21 protein-coding genes are annotated in these 20,305 nt (G+C 66.6%); 8 read left to right on the top strand and 13 right to left on the bottom strand.

The features are described from left to right. Positions 1 to 127: 127 nt before the first annotated feature. A complete protein-coding gene (locus BKA16_RS00825) occupies positions 128 to 1,252 on the top strand; it encodes an NDMA-dependent alcohol dehydrogenase (protein ID WP_183368787.1) in 1,125 nt (374 codons plus the stop codon). 61 nt (positions 1,253 to 1,313) lie between these two features. On the opposite strand, the gene BKA16_RS00820 is transcribed toward BKA16_RS00825, so the two are convergent. The 5 genes from BKA16_RS00820 to BKA16_RS00800 all read right to left on the bottom strand — a co-directional run bounded on the left by BKA16_RS00820 (position 1,314) and on the right by BKA16_RS00800 (position 6,183). Beyond that, positions 1,314 to 1,625, bottom strand: a complete 312-nt coding sequence (locus BKA16_RS00820; protein WP_183368786.1) for an EthD family reductase — start codon at positions 1,623 to 1,625, stop codon at positions 1,314 to 1,316. Between the two features lie 114 nt (positions 1,626 to 1,739). Next, entirely contained in the window at positions 1,740 to 3,470 is a 1,731-nt protein-coding gene (locus tag BKA16_RS00815) for a DUF2339 domain-containing protein (RefSeq protein ID WP_183368785.1), read from the bottom strand. Positions 3,471 to 3,564: 94 nt separating this feature from the next. Next, positions 3,565 to 4,188, bottom strand: a complete 624-nt coding sequence (locus tag BKA16_RS00810) for a response regulator (RefSeq protein WP_246371876.1) — start codon at positions 4,186 to 4,188, stop codon at positions 3,565 to 3,567. 14 nt (positions 4,189 to 4,202) lie between these two features. Continuing rightward, positions 4,203 to 5,381 (bottom strand): MacS family sensor histidine kinase, encoded by a 1,179-nt coding sequence (gene macS, locus BKA16_RS00805; RefSeq protein WP_183368783.1) that lies wholly within the window; start codon positions 5,379 to 5,381, stop codon positions 4,203 to 4,205. Positions 5,382 to 5,388: 7 nt separating this feature from the next. Next, positions 5,389 to 6,183 carry a crotonase/enoyl-CoA hydratase family protein gene (locus tag BKA16_RS00800; protein WP_183368782.1) on the bottom strand — a complete coding sequence of 265 codons (795 nt, stop codon included), beginning with the start codon at positions 6,181 to 6,183 and terminating at the stop codon, positions 5,389 to 5,391. A gap of 358 nt (positions 6,184 to 6,541) precedes the next feature. On the opposite strand from BKA16_RS00800, the gene dnaK reads away from it, so the two are divergent. From dnaK to BKA16_RS00780, 4 genes are all read left to right on the top strand, one after another. Further along, positions 6,542 to 8,383 (top strand): molecular chaperone DnaK, encoded by a 1,842-nt coding sequence (gene dnaK / locus BKA16_RS00795; protein ID WP_183368781.1) that lies wholly within the window; start codon positions 6,542 to 6,544, stop codon positions 8,381 to 8,383. After that, positions 8,380 to 8,946: a nucleotide exchange factor GrpE gene (gene grpE, locus BKA16_RS00790; RefSeq protein ID WP_183368780.1), complete on the top strand. Its 567-nt coding sequence runs from the start codon at positions 8,380 to 8,382 to the stop codon at positions 8,944 to 8,946. The genes dnaK and grpE overlap by 4 nt, the downstream gene beginning before the upstream one ends. A gap of 127 nt (positions 8,947 to 9,073) precedes the next feature. After that, positions 9,074 to 10,258: a molecular chaperone DnaJ gene (dnaJ, locus tag BKA16_RS00785; RefSeq protein WP_183368779.1), complete on the top strand. Its 1,185-nt coding sequence runs from the start codon at positions 9,074 to 9,076 to the stop codon at positions 10,256 to 10,258. 6 nt (positions 10,259 to 10,264) lie between these two features. Continuing rightward, positions 10,265 to 10,672 carry a heat shock protein transcriptional repressor HspR gene (locus tag BKA16_RS00780; RefSeq protein WP_183368778.1) on the top strand — a complete coding sequence of 136 codons (408 nt, stop codon included), beginning with the start codon at positions 10,265 to 10,267 and terminating at the stop codon, positions 10,670 to 10,672. A 26-nt stretch (positions 10,673 to 10,698) separates the two neighbouring features. On the opposite strand, the gene BKA16_RS00775 is transcribed toward BKA16_RS00780, so the two are convergent. Both BKA16_RS00775 and BKA16_RS00770 read right to left on the bottom strand, forming a co-directional pair. Then, on the bottom strand, positions 10,699 to 11,220 hold the full coding sequence (locus BKA16_RS00775; protein WP_183368777.1) for an SRPBCC family protein: 522 nt from the start codon (positions 11,218 to 11,220) through the stop codon (positions 10,699 to 10,701). Then, positions 11,217 to 11,597: an ArsR/SmtB family transcription factor gene (locus tag BKA16_RS00770; protein ID WP_183368776.1), complete on the bottom strand. Its 381-nt coding sequence runs from the start codon at positions 11,595 to 11,597 to the stop codon at positions 11,217 to 11,219. Before BKA16_RS00770 ends, BKA16_RS00775 begins: the two co-directional genes overlap by 4 nt. A 258-nt stretch (positions 11,598 to 11,855) precedes the next feature. On the opposite strand from BKA16_RS00770, the gene lon reads away from it, so the two are divergent. The 3 genes from lon (at position 11,856) to BKA16_RS00755 (ending at position 15,389) form a co-directional block, all read left to right on the top strand. Next, positions 11,856 to 14,228: an endopeptidase La gene (lon, locus tag BKA16_RS00765; protein ID WP_183368775.1), complete on the top strand. Its 2,373-nt coding sequence runs from the start codon at positions 11,856 to 11,858 to the stop codon at positions 14,226 to 14,228. Between the two features lie 103 nt (positions 14,229 to 14,331). Continuing rightward, a complete protein-coding gene (locus BKA16_RS00760; protein ID WP_183368774.1) occupies positions 14,332 to 15,015 on the top strand; it encodes a nitroreductase family protein in 684 nt (227 codons plus the stop codon). Beyond that, positions 15,012 to 15,389 carry a nuclear transport factor 2 family protein gene (locus tag BKA16_RS00755; protein WP_183368773.1) on the top strand — a complete coding sequence of 126 codons (378 nt, stop codon included), beginning with the start codon at positions 15,012 to 15,014 and terminating at the stop codon, positions 15,387 to 15,389. The genes BKA16_RS00760 and BKA16_RS00755 overlap by 4 nt, the downstream gene beginning before the upstream one ends. A gap of 81 nt (positions 15,390 to 15,470) precedes the next feature. Here BKA16_RS00755 and BKA16_RS00750 read toward each other — a convergent pair whose 3' ends face one another. Genes BKA16_RS00750 through BKA16_RS00725 form a run of 6 tightly spaced genes read right to left on the bottom strand, consistent with a single transcriptional unit; the run spans position 15,471 to position 20,120 of the window. Then, positions 15,471 to 16,538 carry a 2Fe-2S iron-sulfur cluster-binding protein gene (locus tag BKA16_RS00750; protein WP_183368772.1) on the bottom strand — a complete coding sequence of 356 codons (1,068 nt, stop codon included), beginning with the start codon at positions 16,536 to 16,538 and terminating at the stop codon, positions 15,471 to 15,473. 34 nt (positions 16,539 to 16,572) lie between these two features. Continuing rightward, on the bottom strand, positions 16,573 to 16,899 hold the full coding sequence (locus BKA16_RS00745) for a phenol hydroxylase subunit P4 (protein WP_183368771.1): 327 nt from the start codon (positions 16,897 to 16,899) through the stop codon (positions 16,573 to 16,575). A 3-nt stretch (positions 16,900 to 16,902) separates the two neighbouring features. Then, complete coding sequence (locus tag BKA16_RS00740) at positions 16,903 to 18,447, bottom strand: ferritin family protein (protein WP_183368770.1); 1,545 nt, start codon at positions 18,445 to 18,447, stop codon at positions 16,903 to 16,905. Positions 18,448 to 18,457: 10 nt separating this feature from the next. Further along, positions 18,458 to 18,739 (bottom strand): MmoB/DmpM family protein, encoded by a 282-nt coding sequence (locus BKA16_RS00735; RefSeq protein WP_183368769.1) that lies wholly within the window; start codon positions 18,737 to 18,739, stop codon positions 18,458 to 18,460. Further along, the gene (locus BKA16_RS00730) at positions 18,736 to 19,692 is read right to left on the bottom strand and encodes a ferritin family protein (RefSeq protein WP_183368768.1); all 957 of its coding nucleotides are present in this window, start codon (positions 19,690 to 19,692) and stop codon (positions 18,736 to 18,738) included. Before BKA16_RS00730 ends, BKA16_RS00735 begins: the two co-directional genes overlap by 4 nt. A gap of 29 nt (positions 19,693 to 19,721) precedes the next feature. Then, entirely contained in the window at positions 19,722 to 20,120 is a 399-nt protein-coding gene (locus tag BKA16_RS00725; protein WP_183368767.1) for a hypothetical protein, read from the bottom strand. Positions 20,121 to 20,305 lie beyond the last annotated feature (185 nt).

Raw genomic sequence — 20,305 nt, 5'->3', positions numbered from 1 at the left:
AGGTCGACGCCGATTCGGCGAGATTCGTCACGCCTGAGCCCGGATGCGGGCAGGATGAGACTGCGGTCACACCTTGTGTCACATCCCGGTGTGCCGAGAACTCCTAGACGAGAGAGCGTGGTCTTTGATGAAGACGAAAGCCGCAGTCCTGCACGGCGTCGACGAGCAATGGCAGATAGAGGAGGTCGAACTCGGCGACCCCGTCGCCGGCGAGGTCCAGGTGAAACTGGTCTCGTCCGGTCTCTGCCATTCGGACCATCATCTGCGGACCGGGCAGTCGCCGGTGCCGTTCCCCGTCGTCGGCGGTCATGAGGGTGCTGGCGTCGTCACCAAGGTCGGACCGGGCGTCACCCGATTCGCCGAGGGAGACCACGTCGTGACCGCGTTCATCCCCGCATGCGGTGTGTGCGAGCCGTGTTCGCGCGGCGCGCAGAACCTGTGCGACGAGGGAGCCGGACTGCTGACCGGGCTGTCGATCTCCGATAAGACGCACCGCGTGACGCAAGGCGACGAGGGTCTCACCCAGATGTGCCTGCTCGGGACGTTCTCGCCGTACATCACGGTGAACGAGGCGTCGCTGGTCAAGATCGAGGACGACATCCCGCTGAAGGAGGCCGCGCTGCTCGGCTGCGGCGTCGCGACCGGGTGGGGGTCGGCCACCGAGATCGGCGGGACGCGTCCCGGCGACACAGTCGTCATCGTGGGCATCGGCGGCGTCGGCATCAACGCGGTGCAGGGAGCCAAGGCGGCGGGTGCGCGGCACGTGATCGCGATCGACCCGGTGAAGTTCAAACGCGACATGGCCGAGAAGCTCGGCGCGACCCACGTGTTCGAGAGCATGGAACAGGCGTTGGAGCCCGTCGGCGAGCTGACGTGGGGCAAGCTCGCGCACACCGTCGTCCTGACGATCGGCGAGATGAAGGGCGAGTACATCGCTCCCGCCGCCGCGTTGACCGCGAAGGGCGGTCAGGTGGTCGTCGTCGGAATGGGCGACTTCGCGTCGATGGAGGTCTCGCTCAATCTGTTCGAGCTGACGCTCCTGCAGAAGCGCGTCCAAGGCGCGATCTTCGGCGGTGCGGGCCCACGAACCCAGGTCCCGAAGCTCCTCAACGAGTACCGCTCCGGCCTGTTGAACCTCTCCGATCTGGTCACCCAGACCTATCGTCTCGAGGACATCAACAAGGCCTACGACGACATGCTCGAGGGCGCCAACATCCGCGGCATGATCGTGTTCGACGAGGCCGACTGGTAAGCGATGCGCTCGCTGATCGAGTAGGCGGGAGCGGAGCGAGGGAGCCGTACCGAGACCGGACCTACAGCGACACCTCGGTCACCTCGGTGAACACCATGGATGCGCCCGTGGTGGCGAAGTTCGCGACGTCGGCGGAGACCGCCTGCCCCTGTTCTGAGGTGAGAGCGGCGACGAGATCGGTCTTGGAGTCGAAGTACAGCTCGGACACCTGGTACACGTCCGGGGTACTGCCGTCGAGGGTGTCTCCCTTGGAGACCGCGGCGCTGCGCAGACCGGGCAGCTTCGCCGCCAGCGGCATGTGGGTGTTCGCGTAGTACTCGTCGAATGCTGCGGGGTCGGTGGGCTGGTTGTACAGGACGGTCAAGCGGTACATCGATGCTCCGATCAGGTCTTCGGTTCTCGTACTTCGACGCTACCGTCGGCTGCCATGCCGCACAGGCGAAATCGGGCCGACTCCGAGTGGAGTCGGCCCGATGCTCGTCTGTCCTCACGCGGCGGGCGCCGTGGTGTCGTGGTCGGTGAGCTTCTGGGCGTAGGCGACGCCGAGACCGAGGAGGATCAGTCCGACGACGATGAACGCCAGGACGCGGAACACGCCGTCGAGGGCCGACAGATCGAAGAGGAACAGTTTCGCGACGGCCGCGGCCATCACGGCGAGCCCGGCGCTCAGGACGGTGGCGCGGTCGGCGCCGTCGAGCCTGCGGGCCCACAACAGTGCGGCTGCCGCGGTGACGCCCCAGACGATGGTGGCCGTCGAGTGCCCGGCGCGGAAGGCGGCTGCGGCGTCGTCGGTGATCAGATGGGCGATGCTCAGAACCGCGGTGCTCACGAGCCAGAGTCCCACCATGCCTCCTGCGACGGTGAGTCGATGTGCGGCGGCCGGGTAGCTGTCGGCCCACGACCAGGTGATCAGGCCGGTGGCGGCCAGCCCCATCAGCGAACCGATCAGCAATGACGTGTGGCTCGCGTCGGTCGGCAGCAGGTGATCGGCGAACAGCAGCCGTGCGGCGCCGTCGCCGATCATGACGAGGATTCCGATGCCGGTGAAGGAGGTGCCGGAGATACGGACCGGGAGAGCGAGGTCGCGGGCCGCGGGTGCTGCGACCGCCAGCAGGAGTCCGACGACGATGAATCCGGACGGACGGTAATCGGCGTCGAGCAGATAGCCGAGTGCGGCGAGAAGCTGGACGACCGCCGCCACCAACCAGATGCTGCGGACGCCGCGATTCACGAAACGAGTGGTCGTGAAGGCTGCGGCGAGGTACGCGAGAGCACCGATCACCAGCGCGGCCGATGCGACGACGTCGATCCGCTGTGCCCCGAACATGAGTGGAATGGCGGCGAACGCCGAGGTCACGGCGATGATCTCCGGGATACCGGTGCTGCGGACCAGGAGGACCGATGATCCGACGGCGATCGCGATGCCCGCCAGCCCGAAACCGCTGGCGAGCCAGGCGTCGTCGGAGGTGAGGGCGAAGATCAGCGACGGGATCATCACCGCCGCGGTGTTGACGATGAACACACTCAACCAGTTGCGGCCCACCTGAACCCACAGGGTGACGGCCGCGTAGATCAACATCGATCCGACGAGAGTCTCGTCGACGCCGCCGGTGACGACCGGCGCGAGGATCAGCATCGGGATCGACACCATCAACGTGAGGGTCTGGCTGTTCCAACGGTGCGCGACGCCGAGCCCGACACCGGCGACGAGGCCGGCCACCGCCAGGGCGGCGACTCCGGGGAGCCAGTGATAGAAGGCGCCCGCGGCCAGGACATCGAACAGCAGCCCGGCGATGCCGGTCGCGACGAGGGCCACGGCGCCGGGACGCCGCTGCGGGGTGCGGCCGACCCAGATCCCGAGTCCGACGAGGCCTGCGGCGAGGACGGCGCCGCCTGCGACGCGGAGTTCGGGGCGCAGGAGTCCGGCCTGCGCGGCCAAGACGAGCAGCATGACGATGCCGGAGAGTGTGATGGCGACACCGATGCCTGCGAGGATCTTGCCGATCAGGCCGTTCTCGGCCGCCTTGGCCAGGCGTTGCGAGACGGTGGGCGGCGGCGGTCCGGGGACTGGCGGAGCGAACGGGGTGTAGTTGCCGGACTGGTACTGCACGTGCGGCTGTCCGGGGACGGGATACGTGGGTGGAAGCGGAGGCGTGAGGCGGTCGACGGGTGTCGGGCCGGTGCCCGCGGGCGGCTGGTTCTGCGGTGTCTGATTCATGAACTCCACTCTCGACCTGCGGCGGAGCGAAGACATGCGTGGAACTACCCAGTGCACGTGAGGACTTGCGCGCGAGGGCTCACACGCCGTGCGACTACTCGTCGAGTCCGTGTTCGATCGCGTAGCGAGCGAGCTCCACCCGGTTGCCCAACTGGAGTTTGCGCAAGGACGATCCGACGTGGTTCTCGACGGTGCGCGGGCTGATCTCCAGTCGTGTCGCTATCTGTCGCGACGAGAGGCCCTTCGCGACGTGGCGGAGGACCTCGGTCTCGCGGGCGGTGAGGACCGGGGAGTCGTCCTGGGGAGTCTGCGACATGCGACGGTACTCGCCGAGCACCAGACCGGCCAGGCCGGGAGTGAACACGGTCTGGCCGTCGGCGGTGGCGTTGACGGCGGCGATCAACTCGGCCTGCTGTGCGCTCTTGACCAGGTACCCGGTGGCGCCCGCCTTGATGGCGTCGAGGACGTCGTCGCGCTCGTCCGACGCCGACAGGATCAGTACGCGCGCGCCGGGGTGCGCGGTGAGGACACCGGCGGTGGCTTGGGCTCCGGTGCCGTCGGGGAGGTTCATGTCCATCAGGACCACGTCGGGCAGCACGGCGCCGGCGCGAGCCGTGGCCGATGCGACGCTGTCCGCTGTGGCGACGACGTCGAACCCGTTGTCGGCGAGGTCCCGTGCGACGCCGTCGCGCCACATCGGATGGTCGTCGACCACCATCACTCGCACTGCGCTCACGATGGGCCCTCCTGCCGTCGGGGTGCGGACAGTTCCCATTCTGTCCCGGCGCCGGGGGCCGACTCCAGGCGAGCTCGGCCGCCGACCGCCTCCACCCGGCCGATGATCGACGCCGAGATCCCCATGCGACCTTCGGATTCGGCCTCGGCGAGGCGGCCGTCGGGGATGCCGACGCCGTCGTCGCGCACGGAGACGATCACTTCGTCGCCGAGATCTTCGAGAAGGATGAACGCCTGGGCTCCCGGCCCCGCGTGATGGGCGACATTGTCGAGGACGTTGTCGACGGCGGCGAGCAGTTCGTCGGCGATGTGTGCGTCGACGGTCACCGGATCGGCGGGGGCGCTGACCTGAGCGCGGGTGCCCACAAAGGAGCGAAGAGCGGAGGCAAGGTCGCGCGAAGCGGGCGTCAGCGGTGACGTCGCGTCCGGGCGGTCGGCGATCAGCGCACGCAGACGGCGTTCCTGTTCGGCCGACAGTTCGGCGAGTTCGGCCGTCTCCCCGCCGATCTCGCGCCCTCGTTTGGCGATGAGGGCGAGGACCTGGAGTACACCGTCGTGCACCTCCCGGGCGAGCCGTTCGCGTTCCTCCGATCGGGCGGCGAGTCCGATCGCCGCGGTGAGTTCGTCATGAACTGTTCGCGCTCGTGTCGCGGCCATCCCGACGGCCGCCGCGGCCGAGACCAGGAGGATGGTGGTCGCGTTGCGGCCGAAGTTCACGTCGATGTGGCCTTTGACGTAATAGTTGGCACCCGCGATCGCCAGCGCGGCGGCGGCGCCCCAGAGGGAGCCGCCGATGATGGCCGCCGAGAGGGCCGCGTTGGTCATCCACAGCGTGGTCGGCCACGTCTGGTTGTGCGAGATCCACTGGTTGTCGGTCACCAGCGACGTCGACAGCATCATTCCCATCGACACGATCACCTCGACGGCGACGAACCGCGGTCTTCGGCCGAATCCGACGAGATACCCTGTCGCCCAACAGATATTCGCGACGGTGAGGATCGCGAACAAGGTCCAGGTGGTGCCGCCGTGGGTCAGATCGCCGTTGATCGCGATCTGGAAGCCGAGCGCGTAGACGAACGAGAGCAGACGGAAGATCTGCGCTGCGCGCCACAGCGGACCGACGGGATCGCGGTCGTGGATCTCCCGCCAGGTGGCGACCAGTGGTCGGGTGCGCACGGCGAGCTCAGAACTGTCGTTCGGTGAACTGAGGGTTCTCGCCGGCCAGTCCCGCCGTGCGGGCGATCGCCGAGTTCCGGCCACGCAGCAGACGCACCTGCAATGTCTGTTCCACGGGGAAGGAGAGACGTGAGCCGTTGTACCAGGTGTTCTCGAACAGCGACTTCGACGCGGCGACGGCGTCCGGCGAACGCTGTCTGATCTGTTCGATCAGCTCGTCGGCGTCGGCGAACGGGTCGTCGGACACGCCGCTGACCAGGCCCCAATCGAGGGCCTGCTGCGCGTCGAACACCTCGCCGGTCATGGTGAGGCGTTTGGCGACGTCGATGGTGGTGAGTTGCGCGATGCTCGCCGATAACGACATGTCGGGGATCAGACCCCATTTGGCCTCGAGGATCGACAGGTCCGTTCCCGTCGCGGCGTACCGGAAGTCGGCGCCGAGGGCGATCTGCAGGCCGCCTCCGTAACAGTGCCCGTGCAGCACTGCGATCACCGGGACGGGCACGTTGCGCCAGGACCATCCGGCGTTCTGAAAGTTGTTGGCCGCCGATGCCCGCTTCGGGATCAGGTTGCGCATGATGCGACTCCGCTGCTTGCCCGCTGACGCGAAATCCAGTCCTGAGCAGAATGATTCGCCTTCGCCGGCCAGTACGACGGCTCGTAGGCTCCGGTCCTTCGATGCGCGGTCGGCGGCCGCGGCGAGGTCGTCGAGCATGTCGAGCGTGAGGCCGTTGTGCTTGTCCGGCCGGTTGAGGCGGACATGCGCCACCTGGTCGCGGACCTCATAGCTGACATCGCCCATGAAATGACGGTATATGACCGAGGCTGCGCGTCGATCGCTCAAGCGACGGTGAAGTTCGCGATGGTCGCCGCGAGGTCGAAACCGGGGTTGACTGAAGTGACTCAACTCATACTCATATTGAGTGGATAGCGCTCAACTTGTGGGAATGAACCGCGCCTCCATGCAGTTGAACGGAGCAAGAAACCTGAGTGACAGAGACTCAAGAAGGTTGACTCGACGAAGTCGGACCGGTAGACCTGAGCCGAAGGCACTGAGGTTTCGTCTCCGCCCGACCCGGCGGGGATAGACAACACCAACAGGCCAGCAGGCCCATAAACCAACCGGCTTCCCCGCAAGCCGCCTACAAGGAGGAACACATATGTCCCGTGCTGTCGGAATCGACCTCGGCACCACCAACTCCGTGGTGTCCGTTCTCGAAGGCGGCGAGCCCACCGTCATCGCGAACGCCGAAGGCTCCCGCACCACCCCGTCCGTCGTCGCCTTCGCCCGTAACGGCGAAGTCCTCGTCGGACAGCCCGCCAAGAACCAGGCGGTCACCAACGTCGACCGGACCATCCGCTCCGTCAAGCGCCACATGGGCGAAGGCGACTGGACCGTCGAGATCGACGACAAGAAGTACACCCCGCAGGAGATCAGCGCCCGCACGCTGATGAAGCTCAAGCGCGACGCCGAGGCGTACCTGGGTGAGGACGTCGCCGACGCCGTCATCACGGTCCCCGCCTACTTCAACGACGCGCAGCGCCAGGCGACCAAGGAAGCCGGCCAGATCGCGGGCCTCAACGTCCTGCGCATCGTCAACGAGCCGACCGCAGCCGCTCTGGCCTACGGTCTGGACAAGGGCGAGAAGGAACAGACCATCCTGGTCTTCGACCTCGGTGGCGGTACGTTCGACGTCTCGCTGCTGGAGATCGGCGACGGTGTCGTCGAGGTCCGCGCCACCTCCGGTGACAACAACCTCGGTGGCGACGACTGGGACGAGCGCATCGTCGAGTGGCTGGTCGACAAGTTCAAGTCGGTCAACGGCATCGACCTGACCAAGGACAAGATGGCCAACCAGCGCCTCCGTGAGGCTGCCGAGAAGGCCAAGATCGAACTGTCCTCGTCGCAGAGCACGTCGATCAACCTGCCGTACATCACGGTGGACGCCGACAAGAACCCGCTGTTCCTCGACGAGCAGCTCTCGCGCAGCGAGTTCGAGAAGATCACGAGCGATCTGCTTGAGCGCACGCGCACTCCGTTCCAGGCGGTCATCAAGGACGCAGGCATCTCGGTCGGCGACATCGACCACGTCGTGCTCGTCGGTGGCTCCACCCGTATGCCCGCCGTGACCGAACTGGTCAAGGAACTGACCGGTGGTCAGGACCCCAACAAGGGCGTGAACCCGGACGAGGTCGTCGCCGTCGGCGCCGCACTGCAGGCCGGTGTGCTCCGCGGTGAGGTCAAGGACGTGCTGCTGCTCGACGTGACCCCGCTGTCGCTGGGCATCGAGACCAAGGGCGGCGTGATGCACAAGCTGATCGAGCGCAACACCACGATCCCGACCAAGCGCTCGGAGACCTACACGACCGCTGAGGACAACCAGCCGTCCGTGCAGATCCAGGTGTTCCAGGGTGAGCGCGAGATCGCTTCGCACAACAAGCTCCTGGGTTCGTTCGAGCTGGGCGGCATCGCTCCGGCGCCGCAGGGCGTCCCGCAGATCGAGGTGACCTTCGACATCGACGCCAACGGCATCGTGCACGTCACCGCGAAGGACAAGGGCACCGGCACCGAGAACAGCATCCGCATCCAGGACGGTTCGGGTCTGTCGAAGGACGAGATCGACCGCATGGTCAAGGACGCCGAGGCTCACGCCGAAGAGGACCGCGCTCGCCGCGAGGAGGCCGAGACCCGCAACCAGGCGGAGTCGCTGGTCAACCAGACCGAGAAGTTCCTCAAGGAGAACGAGGACAAGGTCCCGGCCGACGTCAAGACCAAGGTCGAGGCCGCCGTCGCCGACGCCAACGAGGCGCTGAAGGGCACCGATTCCGCTGCCATCCGCAGTGCGATCGAGAAGCTGTCGGAGGAGTCGCAGGCCATGGGTCAGGCGATCTACGCCAACGCTCAGGCCGAGGGCGAAACCGCTGGCGCCGCCGCCGACGGTGCCGACGACGTCGTCGACGCCGAGGTCGTGGACGACCCCGCGGAAGGTGACAACAAGTGACCAACCCCGAGACCTCCCTGGAACCGGACGAGGTCGTCGAAGAGGTGGACGAGGTGACGGCCGATGAGGCCGCCACCGAGGCGCCCGCCGACGAGGCCACGGGCGACGAGGCCGTCGCAGACGATGCGGCGGCCCCGGCCGACGCCCCCGGCGACGTGCAGGTCACCGAGCTGACCGAGGCTCTGCAGCGGGAGCGGGCGCAGTTCGCCAACTTCCGTCGGCGCAGCGCCGAGGAGGCTCTGCAGTCGGTGGCCCGCGGCAAGCAGGTCCTCGTCGAGAAGCTGCTGCCGATCCTGGACGATCTCGACCGCGCACGCGAGCACGGCGACCTTGAAGAGGGGCCGTTGCGCGCACTGTCGGACAAACTGGGCGACGTCCTCACGGGCGAGAACCTGGTGAAGTTCGGCGAACCGGGCGACGTGTTCGACCCGGAAGTCCACGAAGCGATTCAGAACGAGGGCAGCGGCGACACGCCGGTCCTCGGCCAGGTCTACCGCGCCGGCTACAAGCTCGGCGACAAGGTGGTCCGCACCGCCATGGTGACGGTCACTGACCCGGCATAGACATACGCCGGTCGAGCGGAGTCGAGATCTCGACTCCGCTCGATCAGCGGACACACTCCGCGACCTGCCTACTGCTGGTCGAGCGGAGCCGAGACCACACAGACTTTTATTCAGGAGGTGACGTCTGATGGCACCACAGCGTGAATGGCTGGAACGCGATTTCTACGCAGACCTCGGCGTTTCTTCCGACGCCACGGCGGAGCAGATCAAGAAGGCCTATCGGAAGCTGGCCCGCGAACTGCACCCCGACGCGAACCCCGGAGACACTGCCGCCGAGGAGCGCTTCAAACGAGTGTCGGAAGCCCACAGCGTGCTCGCCGACGACGAGAAGCGCAAAGAGTACGACGAGATGCGGAATCTCATGGCCAGCGGCCGATTCCGTGCGGACGGCGCAGGCGGCGGGGGATTCCCCGGCGGTTTCAGCGGCGGTGGCGGAGCCGGTGGCTTCGACATCGGTGACCTGTTCGGCGGTGGCGGAGGCGGCGCCGACCTCGGCGACATGTTCGGCGGCCTCTTCGGAGGCGGCGGCCGCGGCCGCGGAGCGTCGACGAGCCCCCGCCAACGCCGTGGCAACGATCTCGAGACCGAGACGACGCTCGCATTCCGTGACGCCGTGCAGGGCACGACCGTGCAGTTGCGGGTCACGAGCCCGTCGCCGTGCACCAGCTGCCACGGCTCCGGAGCCAAGGCGGGCACCAGCCCGCGGACCTGCCCGACCTGCTCGGGCTCCGGATTCGTCAGTCGGAACCAGGGCCACTTCGGGTTCTCCGAGCCGTGCTCGGACTGCCAGGGAACCGGTTCCAAGATCGACGATCCGTGCCCGGACTGCTCCGGCTCGGGTGTGCAGGTCCGACCGCGCACGATCAACGTCCGCGTCCCGCAGGGCGTCGAGGACGGGCAGCGCATCCGACTCGCCGGTCAAGGCGAGGCCGGGCGACGTGGCGCCCCGTCGGGCGACCTGTACGTGACCGTTCACGTGATGGCCGACAAGGTCTTCACACGCAGCGGCAACGACCTGAAGGTGGAACTCCCGGTGTCGTTCTCCGAGCTGGTGCTCGGTGCGACGGTGTCGGTGCCCACTTTGGACAACAGTGTCGGCGTGAAGATCCCCGCGGGTACGTCGGACGGGCGTACCCTGCGGCTGAAGGGCCGCGGCGTCCCGAAGCGCTCGGGTGGCGCGGGTGACCTCCTGGTCACCGTGAAGGTGTCGGTGCCGGGCAAGCTCGACGACGCCGCCACCGACGCGTTGAAGGCGTACGCCGAAGCAGAGAAGGCCAGCGGGTTCGACCCACGAGACGGATGGGCGCGGTGATGCACGATGGCTACGGAGAAGCCCGGCGGTAACCCGGCGGAGGCGGCCGCGACCTATCTGATCTCGGTGGCCGCCGAGTTGGCGGGCATGCATGCGCAGACTCTGCGCACGTACGACCGACTCGGCATCGTCACGCCGCAGCGCACCAGCGGCGGCGGGCGACGCTACTCCTCGCGTGACGTGGAACTGCTCCGCGAAGTGCAGCGTCTCTCGCAGGACGAGGGCGTCAACCTCGCGGGCGTGAAACGCATCATCGAGTTGACCGACCAGGTCGACGCCCTGCGGGCCCACGTCGTCGAGCTGCAGGACGAGCTCGACACGGTGCGTCGGACGGGACGGCCGGGGGCCGAACTCGTTCCGGTGCCGCACACCAATGCGTTGGTCGTGTGGCAGCCGCGGAAACGGAAGCGCTGATCGCTCCGCTACTCACCGAACTATGGTCAGTCGCCGAATTCCGCCACGTAGTATCCCGACATCTCGGGTGAGTAGCGGGCGAAGTCGACCGCGGTGACGTCGGCACCGGTCTCGGCGGCCGCCATTCGGTCGAGGTAGTAGTCCCAGCCAGGTCCGACGCCCTCGGCCATCTTCGGATCCGGGACGTTCTGCGCGAACGTCAGAGTTGTGATGCCGTCGGACTCTTCGAGGTCGAGTCGCAGTAGCCAGTGTTCGGGATCGTCGCCGTCGTAGGGCATCGACGTGGTGATCCGAAGTCGTCGAGGGCGATCGCACTCGTCGATGCGGAAGCGCTCCGAAGGCATGTCGTCGCCCTCGAAAAGCATCTGAAACTTCACGTGGTCGTCGGCGGGATCTCCGGTCCACGTGCCGATCCAGCGGGCGAGCCGTTCGGGTTCGGTGACGGCGGCCCAGACGTCGTCTATCGGTGCGTGGAAGGTGCGTTGCCACTCGCAGTAGGTTTCGCCGCCGTGATCGCGGCGGCGACCGGTCGGGGTCGGAGCGTTCATGCGCTGTGCTCCTTGCTGTGGTCGTCGTCGTGGTTCTCTGCTCGTCCCGAACTGGAATCACGCTCACGAGTGGTTCGACGTACCTCGAGTTCAAGGGCGTCGAGTGCCCGTTCGGGAACGGGTGGCCTGCCGCGAAGTGTGGCGAGGTAGTCGCGCACCGATTCGAGGCCGTCATAGGCGATCGCGTAGTGCCGTTCACGGCCCTGGGGCGTCACGGTGACGAGCGATGCTTCGGACAATATGCGCAGATGTCTGCTGACGGCCGGACGGCTGATCGGATACTCGGCGGCGAGATCGACGACCCGCGCCGACCCGGCAGCGAGTCGCTGCAGCAGTTGCCGTCGCACCGGGTCGGCGAGTGCATCGAACGCGTCCATAGAATATTGGTAACCTAATGGTTACTAATAGTCAAGCGGTGTGGACGACGGTCGCGCCGAGGGGGCGCCCTCCGGCGACAACCCGTGCTCGTCCGGGGCGGGTTCCGCCCGAACCGCCCGGACCTCAGTGCGGCATCACACCGAGAACGTCGCATGAGCCCGACTGTGCCGGGGCTCGGGAGTCGGCCGGGCATACCGTCGGGAACAAAGCGGTCGCGACCAATGTTGAGTCGATCAGACTGAACTTTGGAGGTGTCCATGTCTGACAACATTTCCGTTCCCGTGCTGTTCGTTCCCGATCTGGTGGTGCTCCCCGGGATGGTGGTCCCGGTGCCGCTGGACGAGACGGCGCAGGCCGCGGTCGACGCGGCGCGCTCGGGAGACGAGAACAAGATCCTGATCGCACCGCGACTGGACGATCGCTACCCGACGCACGGCGTGATCGCGTCGATCGTGCAGGTCGGCCGCGTCCCGGGACAGGAACAGCACGTCGCGGTGGTCCGCGGCGAACAACGCGCTCACATCGGAACCGGAACCACCGGTCCGGGCGCGGCACTGTGGGTGCAGGTCGACCTCGTCGACGAGACGCCCGTCACCGAGCAGACCAAGGAGCTCGCGGCCGAATACCGCAAGGTGGTTCTGGCGATGCTGCAACGTCGTGAGGCGTGGCAGGTCATCGACGCGGTCAACAAGCTCACCGACCCGTCGGCGCTGGCCGACACGTCCGGGTACTCGTCGTGGCTCACGAACGAGCAGAAGAGGGAACTCCTCGAGACCGGCGACATCGACGCGCGGTTGCGGCTGCTCATCGAGTGGACGGGCGAGCATCTCGCCGAAACCGAGGTCAGCGACAAGATCGCATCCGACGTCCGGGACGGCATGGAGAAGACGCAGAAGGAGTTCCTCCTGCGCCAACAGCTCAACGCGATTCGCAAGGAGCTCGGCGAGGACGAGCCCGACGGCGCCGACGACTACCGTGGTCGCGTCGAGGCCGCGGATCTCCCCGACAAGGTCCGCGAGGCGGCGCTGCGGGAAGTCGGCAAGCTCGAACGGTCGACCGACCAGAGCCCGGAAGCGGGCTGGATCCGTACCTGGCTCGACACCGTCCTCGACCTGCCGTGGAACGTCACCACCGACGACTCCGTCGACCTGGCGGGCGCACGGGAGATCCTCGACGCCGACCACCACGGGCTCGACGACGTCAAGGATCGGATCGTGGAATACCTGGCGGTTCGGAGCCGTCGCGCGCAGCGCGGCATGTCCGTCGTCGGCGGACGCGGGTCGGGCGCCGTGATGGTGCTCGCCGGTCCTCCCGGAGTCGGCAAGACCTCGCTCGGCGAATCGGTCGCCCGGGCGCTCGGGCGCAAGTTCGTGCGCGTGGCCCTCGGCGGCGTGCGCGACGAGGCGGAGATCCGCGGACACCGCCGCACGTATGTCGGCGCGCTGCCCGGACGCATCGTCCGCGCGATCGGCGAGGCGGGATCGATGAATCCCGTCGTCCTGCTCGACGAGATCGACAAGGTCGGTTCGGACTACCGGGGCGACCCGGCGGCCGCCCTGCTCGAAGTCTTGGACCCGGCGCAGAACCACACGTTCCGCGACCACTACCTGGACCTCGACCTGGATCTGAGCGACGTCGTGTTCCTCGCGACCGCCAACGTCGTCGAGAACATCCCGTCGGCTCTGCTCGACCGCATGGAGCTCGTCACCATCGACGGTTACACCGAGGACGACAAGGTCGCCATCGCCCGGGACTACCTGGTCCCGCGCCAGATGGAACGCGCCGCGCTCACCGCCGACGAAGTGACGATCACCGACGACGCGCTGCGCGAGGTCGCCGCGAACTACACCCGAGAACCGGGAGTGCGGCAGTTCGAGCGACTCCTCGCCAAGGCACTGCGCAAGGTGGCGGTCAAGGAGTCGACCGAGCCGGGTGCGATCACCGTCGACGTCGACGATCTCGTCGACTACCTGGGGCGGCCCCGCTTCACGCCGGAGACGGCCGAGCGGACCGAAGTCCCCGGTGTCGCGACCGGACTGGCCGTGACCGGAATGGGTGGCGATGTGCTGTTCATCGAAGCGTTGTCGGCCGGGGGCATCGACTCCGCTCGATCAGCAGAAGGCGGCGCTCGATCAGCAGACGGGCGCGGCCCGCAGCTCAAGCTGACCGGGCAGCTCGGCGACGTGATGAAGGAGTCGGCGCAGATCGCGCTGAGCTACGTGCAGGCGCACGCGGCCGACTTCGGGATCGACCCGGCCGCACTCGACGGCACGGTGCACATCCACTTCCCGGCGGGCGCCGTTCCCAAGGATGGACCGTCGGCGGGTGTCACGATGGTCACCGCGCTGGTGTCGATGCTCACCGGGCGACGAGTTCGCAGCGACGTCGGCATGACCGGCGAGGTGACGCTCAACGGGCGTGTCCTCCCGATCGGCGGCGTCAAACAGAAGCTGCTCGCCGCGCAACGCAACGGGCTGAAGACCGTCTTCATCCCGCAGCGCAACGAGCCCGATCTCGACGACGTCCCGGCGGAGGTCCTCGACGCACTCGAGGTGAAGCCGATGGTCGACGTCGCCGAGATCGTCGCGCAGGCGCTGGAACAAGCACAGACGGAATCGAAGGCCGCATAGATCGCATTCGGCCGCTCGCATGAGACGTCGTTGGATCGGTGTTCACCCCGAACACTGATCCGACGACGTCTCTGTGGTGCGCGATGGTCGTTACGATCGGAGTATGACCCTCGTAGAGCGCTTCGATTCCGACGACTTCGACCTGACCCAGACCGACGCCCTCCTGTCGACGACGCGGTCGGTCCGAAAGCGACTCGATCTGACCCGCGAGGTCCCCGACGACGTCGTCCTCGAGTGCCTGCGGCTCGCGGTGCAGTCGCCGACCGGCTCCAACAACCAGGGCTGGCGGTGGCTGGTGGTCCGTGATGCCGACACCAAGGAGAAGCTCGCAGAGATCTACCGGCGCGGCGGCGGCGAGTACCTCGCCAATGGAGCCGCCAACGCTGAGGAGGGCACCCAGTCCGGCCGCGTCGCGACCAGCGCCAACTACCTCGCCGAACATCTCGGTGAGGTCCCGGTACTGGTGATTCCACTGATCATCGGACGTCTCGATCAGGTCAGCGACTCGCCGAACACGGCGGCCGCGGCCGGTCTGATGGGGTCGATCCTCCCCGCGACATGGACCTTCCAGCTCGCGCTGCGCAGCCGTGGACTCGGCAGCTGTTACACGACGCTGCACCTCAACGAGGAGGCCGCGGCCGCCGACGTCCTCGGCATCCCGCCGCATATGACACAGGCCGGACTCATCCCCGTCGCCTACACGACCGGCACCTCGTTCCGATCGGCACAGCGTCCGCCCGTCGAGGAGATCACCTACCTCGACCGGTACAAGAACCCGATCCGATGAACGATGCGGCGAGGATCGTCGCAACCGGTGAAGACGCTCGCTTCCAGGCGATGATCGACGGCGACGTCGACGCCTTCGCGCGACTCTGCCATCCGGACCTGGTGTACACGCACTCCTCCGGTGTCACCGACACGCTCGACGAGTACCTCGCCAAAGTGCGCGAGGGCTTCTACGTGTACCACCGCGTCGACCACCCGATCCACGATATCCGCATCGTCGACGACGTCGCCCTGGTGATCGGCGAGATGAACGCCGACATCACCGCGAACGGCGTCGACAAATCGATGCGGAACGCGAGCCTGGCGGTGTGGAAACAGGTGGACGGGGAGTGGCTGCTGTTGGCGTTCCAGGGGACGCCGGTCCCGGTGGTCTAGGGGACGAGCCGACCCCGCTGGTCTGGACGCGTCATGGTGCGCGCACGCCCCGCAGCGTCGATGCTCGCCCGCAAGCGGCGCCTACCGCTTGATCAGCGGGCTCCTCACCACGTGACCGCCTGCGGCTCGATCGGCGGAGTCGAAGAAGTCCTCGCGGTAGATGTCGCGGGGGAACAGGCGCGCCTGCATCAGCGCCTTCATCGTGTCCTCGACCATGGCGGGGTTGCCGCAGATGTACGCGGAGTTGCCGCCGGCGCGCGGGAAGTCCTCGGTCAGCAGGACGGGCACGCGGCCCTGTCTGCCGTCGAACTCCTCCCGCGACACCGCCGGCTGGTACGTGAACCACTCGCGGTCGTCCGCGAACTCACTGAGCCACTCGTGTTCGTACAGGTCGTCGCCCGTGGCGACGCCGTGGAACAAGACCACCTCGTGCTCCCACTCGCCCTCGTCGTCGAGTTCGGCGACATGCCGCAGGATCGACTTGAGCGGTGCCAAACCGGTGCCGCTCCCCAACAGGATCAGCGGCTTGTCCTTCGCCGGGTGGAAGAAGAACTGGCCGTACGGTCCCGACAGGCTGATCGGATCGCCCGCGTTCAGATCCTTGAAGATCCACCCGTCGGTGGCCGCACCGCCCTCGGATCGTTTGATGTGCAGCTCGATGCGCGACGGCTCGCTCGGGCTGCTCGCGATCGAGTACGGTCGATCGTCACCGTCGGGCATGTTCAACTGCACGTACTGGCCCGGATTGAAGTCCATCGGCTCGTCGAGATCGATGACCATCCGCTTGACGTTCGGCGCGGCCTCGTCGAGGATCGCGATCGTGCCGGTGAAGTCGCGCACCGGATAGATCTCGATGCCCTCCTCCAGTTCGACGTCGCCCTCGATGACGATGTCCTCTTTCGGCGTCGCGACGCACATCAGCGCGTAGCCGTCGTCGCGGTCGCTGTCGACCAACGCGTACGGCGACGCGTCGCCGAAGTCGACCTCACCGTCGAGGACCTCCGCCTTGCAGGTTCCACACGTGCCGTGCGTGCAGGCGTGCGGCAGCCACACCCCGTTCCGTAGACAGGCGTCGAGCACGGACTGGTCTGCGCGACAGGTCAACTCGGTGCCCAACGGCTCCACCGTCACGGTGAACGTCTCGGTCATCATCTGGCTCCTTCCGCTCAGTTCGACCCTGATGTCAGTTCGACACCGTGAACTTGACCAGCGACTTGTGCCCGACTCCCGCGGCGGTCAGCGACGCGTCGTCGGCCGGGGCGAAGTCGTCGTCGAACAGCTTCCAACCGGTGATCGACGACGGGTCGAAGTCGGGGTCGGTCTGCGCCCACGGCGTGACGACGTCGGCGACGAACGCCGACCACGTCATGTCCTTCGGGACGCGGACCGCGGCGGCCGAGCAGAACAGCGGGTTGCCGATCCAGTGGACGTAGACCAGCTGGTCGTCGCCGAACACCTCCGCGCGGTCGGCGGCCGGGTAGTCGTACTCGTACAGTGCCTTCACAGCCATGGCTCAGGCCTCCTTCTCAGTAGTCTCGCCGTGCCATTCCAACCACGACTGGTGATCGCGGGAGCCCTTGTACTCACCGTTGTCGCCCTCCTGGACGCCGTACCAGTCGAGGACCTCGGGCACCGTCGGGCCACCGCAGTTGCCCTGCAGGATCTGGTGCACGGGCAACCACGCCTGGATGTACTTCTCGGGCTCACGCTCGAAGATCCACTGGCAGCCGTCGCTGCAGGTGTGGTAGGTCTCTTCCTTGAATTCGCTTGTGCGGAAAGAGATCTTGGTCGGATCGTCGGATTCGGTGAACGCCATCGGCACCTGGCACACCTGGCACACCTGGCACAGCTGCGGCAACCCCTGGAAGAAGACGCGGCCGCCCTCGTCCTCGATGCGACGGTGCTTCTCCCATGTCGGCGCATAGAACTCGTCGAACGCCTCGCCGTACTGTTCGGACAGCCACGCCATCTTCTCCGGCGTCGGGGTCTGCGTGGTGAACGATGCGGCGAACGAGAAGTTGTGCAGGATCTTGTAGACTTCGTGCGAGAGCTTGTCCTTCTCGGCGACGGCGTCGGCGACGTGGCGCGGCGGCTTGATGCCGTAGAACTCCAGGTCCGGGAACAGACCGCCGAGCATCTGCTGCTCGAAGTACAGTTCGAACGCCTCCTTCCAACTCATCACCGGCTTGGGAAGCATGTAGTCCATCATTCCGGCGACCAGCGCCGACATGCGGTACGCGCGCCAGAACCACTTGTCGACCCACTCCTGGATGATCGGCACGTTGTCCTCGTCCTGCTCGAGCAGGAACTTGATGGCCTCCAGGCCGAGTGTCATGTGCCTGCTCTCGTCCGACTGCGCCGAGAACCCGAAGCTCATCGTCGGCATGTCGCCGTTGAAGCTGGCGCCCGACATGAACGGCACGAACAACAGGTTGGTCAGCAGGTACTCGAAGCTGAACGAGATCGAGATCAGGAACTCGAACGGACCCGCGGTCATGGCGTCGTCGAACAACGACTTGGGCACCGACAGATACCAGACGCGGTCGTGCATCTGCGAGAACGAGTGGAACCAGTCGTAATACTTGTTGTAGTTGCTGATGGTGTGGATCTGTGTCTGGCAGTGACGCAACTCGTCGACGCTCTGACACAGTGCGGCGAACCGGGGCGCCGGACCCTCGAGGTACCGCGCGAGGTACGCGAAGTGGCGGTGTGCCTGGTATTCGAGCGGGGTGACGCCCTGAATGAACAGCTTGATCGCGTTCAGATACGACGCGTCCGACAGACTCAGGTGCCCCTGGCTCTGCGCGAACGAGTCGAGTACGGCGTAGAGACGCTTGTCCTTCTCGGCCTGGTACTTGAAATAGGCGTCGACGGTCAGCCGGAACGGGTCCTCCCAGCCGTCCCAGTCGTGGATCTTGATGCCCTCGTACGAGGTGTACGGGTAGAGCTCCTCGCGCTCGACATAGGACGGTTCCCAGTCGAGGTCACGGGTGAGCAGCGAGTACCGCTGCTTCATGGGGAGCTTCTTGGCGCGGCGAGGGGTCTTGGCGGTGGTCATACGATGCTCCTCAGTGGTCCCAGGCGACGATGATCTGGTCGTCGTCCCATTCGGCGAAGTTCCCGGTGTAGGTGACGATGGCGAGCTGGAACTCGCCCGTCTCCCATTCGCGCCCGAGTCGGTCTTCGATGGTCTCGCGGTTGATCTCGATGCGGCCCGGCGCGGACAGCTTCATCAGGCCGGGGAGCTGCTGGACGGTCATGTCCGGGTTGTCGGAGGCGATGGCGTGCACCAGCATCCGGTTGTCGTCGGATTCCTGGATGTCGATGCCGACGGGGCGGGTGTTGGTCATGCTTCCTCCAGCGAGTCGAGATCGATGTGGTCCGCGGCGACGGCGAGCAGTGCATCGACCGCCTCCTGCGCACGGGCGCCCCATTCGCGTTCGACGCGGTCGAGGACGGCGGCGTTGGCCTCGCCGTGCGTGGCGTCCTCACGCCAGGTCTTGATCAGCGCGTCGAGCCACTTGCGCTGATCTTTGAACCACGTGGTCATGTGCTGGGCGAACAGGCTGTACGCGCCCGCACCGCCGAGGAGAGCGGCCTCGTCGAGTCCGGAGTAGAAGGCTGGGTAGATGCGCTTGTCGATCTCGTCGACGGCGAGGAGTCCCTCGGCCCAGTCGTCCGTGACCATGATCTCCTCGATCAGCTTGCGCAGTGGCTGCAGATGCGCGCCCTCGAGCCATTCGGTCTTGGCCAGACCCAGACGGTCGGCGGTGCCGCTGCCGAGCGCGATCCCGACGCGGGAGAGGATCTGCGCGTTGCCGATCCGGTCGAACGCAGCGAAGCTCGCGCACTGTGACAGCGACGATCCGTATGCGAATCGTGCACCGGCGACGCTCACCAACTGCGCGCCCGACTCGTAATGACGCAGCGGCAGGACGACGGTGCCGAGCACGGTCTGCCACCCCTGCGGCATCTTGGCCAGCAGATCGCGCGATTCCAAGTACGCGACCGTCTTGCCGAACTCGTCGTGGAATGCGGCGCGGTTGGTCACGTACGGCGTGTAGTAGAACTGTCGCGGATCGGCGAACGTGTACGGATCGGTCAGGCGCAGCGCGGAGTAGCGCTCGTCGTACAGTTCGCGCTCGGAGTCCCAGGTGGGACGGTAGTGGAAGTTCTCCCGCGGCTCGATGTCGAGCGTGGCCTCCTGGTAGCGGGTGGCCGGCTGGTCGCCGAAGCGATCGATGATGTTCTGGTAGGTGTGGCGCTTGGGCTCGATGACCTTGTATTTGAGTTCGTACTGCATCGACGTCCTCCTCGTGTGTGGGCTGGTTGTCAGTCGGCGATGAGTTCGAGGACCAGCGACTGGAGTTGGTCCTCGTCGGTCAGGCGGCGCGGCTCGGCGGCCGGTGCGTCGTCGTCGATCAGCTGTGCGGTGGCCGTGTGGCCCGTGATCTGGGTTTCGATGCGGGCGCTGCGGTCGCCGCAGGCCAGAGTGAAGGCGAGGGTTCCCGGACCGGTCTCGTCGACGAGGGTCACTTCGCGGGGGTTCTCACCGGCGTGCCAGGCGAGGACCGCATTGGCCTCGCTGACCAACTGCTCGGCGAGCGACCGGACGATGACCTGGGTGTCGGTGCCCTCGGCGACCGAGACCTCGATGGACGGTTCGGTGTCGGGAGCCTGGCCGGCATCGCCTTCGAGTAGCTCTTGCACTCTCCACATGAACGGCGTCATGGTGGTTCTCCTCCTGGTGGCGCGGTCGGGTAACTGCGTCTGTAGAGAACCTTTCCGCAGTCAGTAGGAGGAGTGAAGTATTCATTTCCGGCCTATTGAGACGTAGGTCATATGAGTTGAATCACTATTGATGTCGAGAGTGACTGAGGTGAGGCGAGTGATGCTCTCCGGGGGTCGGTACCGGC

Source organism: Gordonia humi (genome assembly GCF_014197435.1).
Classification (GTDB): Bacteria; Actinomycetota; Actinomycetes; order Mycobacteriales; family Mycobacteriaceae; genus Gordonia; species Gordonia humi.
This window is presented reverse-complemented; position numbering and strand designations above follow the sequence as displayed.

Bases quoted from the DNA above. Each gene is read 5' to 3' on its own strand.
- lon (WP_183368775.1), top strand. From the start codon at position 11,856: ATGTCTGACAACATTTCCGTTCCCGTGCTGTTCGTTCCCGATCTGGTG.
- BKA16_RS00825 (WP_183368787.1), top strand. From the start codon at position 128: ATGAAGACGAAAGCCGCAGTCCTGCACGGCGTCGACGAGCAATGGCAG.
- BKA16_RS00745 (WP_183368771.1), bottom strand. From the start codon at position 16,899: ATGGCTGTGAAGGCACTGTACGAGTACGACTACCCGGCCGCCGACCGC.
- dnaK (WP_183368781.1), top strand. From the start codon at position 6,542: ATGTCCCGTGCTGTCGGAATCGACCTCGGCACCACCAACTCCGTGGTG.
- BKA16_RS00815 (WP_183368785.1), bottom strand. From the start codon at position 3,470: ATGAATCAGACACCGCAGAACCAGCCGCCCGCGGGCACCGGCCCGACA.
- BKA16_RS00810 (WP_246371876.1), bottom strand. From the start codon at position 4,188: ATGGTGGTCGACGACCATCCGATGTGGCGCGACGGCGTCGCACGGGAC.
- BKA16_RS00760 (WP_183368774.1), top strand. From the start codon at position 14,332: ATGACCCTCGTAGAGCGCTTCGATTCCGACGACTTCGACCTGACCCAG.
- BKA16_RS00775 (WP_183368777.1), bottom strand. From the start codon at position 11,220: ATGAACGCTCCGACCCCGACCGGTCGCCGCCGCGATCACGGCGGCGAA.
- BKA16_RS00780 (WP_183368778.1), top strand. From the start codon at position 10,265: ATGGCTACGGAGAAGCCCGGCGGTAACCCGGCGGAGGCGGCCGCGACC.
- BKA16_RS00740 (WP_183368770.1), bottom strand. From the start codon at position 18,447: ATGACCACCGCCAAGACCCCTCGCCGCGCCAAGAAGCTCCCCATGAAG.
- BKA16_RS00730 (WP_183368768.1), bottom strand. From the start codon at position 19,692: ATGCAGTACGAACTCAAATACAAGGTCATCGAGCCCAAGCGCCACACC.
- BKA16_RS00735 (WP_183368769.1), bottom strand. From the start codon at position 18,739: ATGACCAACACCCGCCCCGTCGGCATCGACATCCAGGAATCCGACGAC.
- BKA16_RS00725 (WP_183368767.1), bottom strand. From the start codon at position 20,120: ATGACGCCGTTCATGTGGAGAGTGCAAGAGCTACTCGAAGGCGATGCC.
- BKA16_RS00755 (WP_183368773.1), top strand. From the start codon at position 15,012: ATGAACGATGCGGCGAGGATCGTCGCAACCGGTGAAGACGCTCGCTTC.
- BKA16_RS00820 (WP_183368786.1), bottom strand. From the start codon at position 1,625: ATGTACCGCTTGACCGTCCTGTACAACCAGCCCACCGACCCCGCAGCA.
- BKA16_RS00750 (WP_183368772.1), bottom strand. From the start codon at position 16,538: ATGACCGAGACGTTCACCGTGACGGTGGAGCCGTTGGGCACCGAGTTG.
- BKA16_RS00800 (WP_183368782.1), bottom strand. From the start codon at position 6,183: ATGGGCGATGTCAGCTATGAGGTCCGCGACCAGGTGGCGCATGTCCGC.
- dnaJ (WP_183368779.1), top strand. From the start codon at position 9,074: ATGGCACCACAGCGTGAATGGCTGGAACGCGATTTCTACGCAGACCTC.
- BKA16_RS00770 (WP_183368776.1), bottom strand. From the start codon at position 11,597: ATGGACGCGTTCGATGCACTCGCCGACCCGGTGCGACGGCAACTGCTG.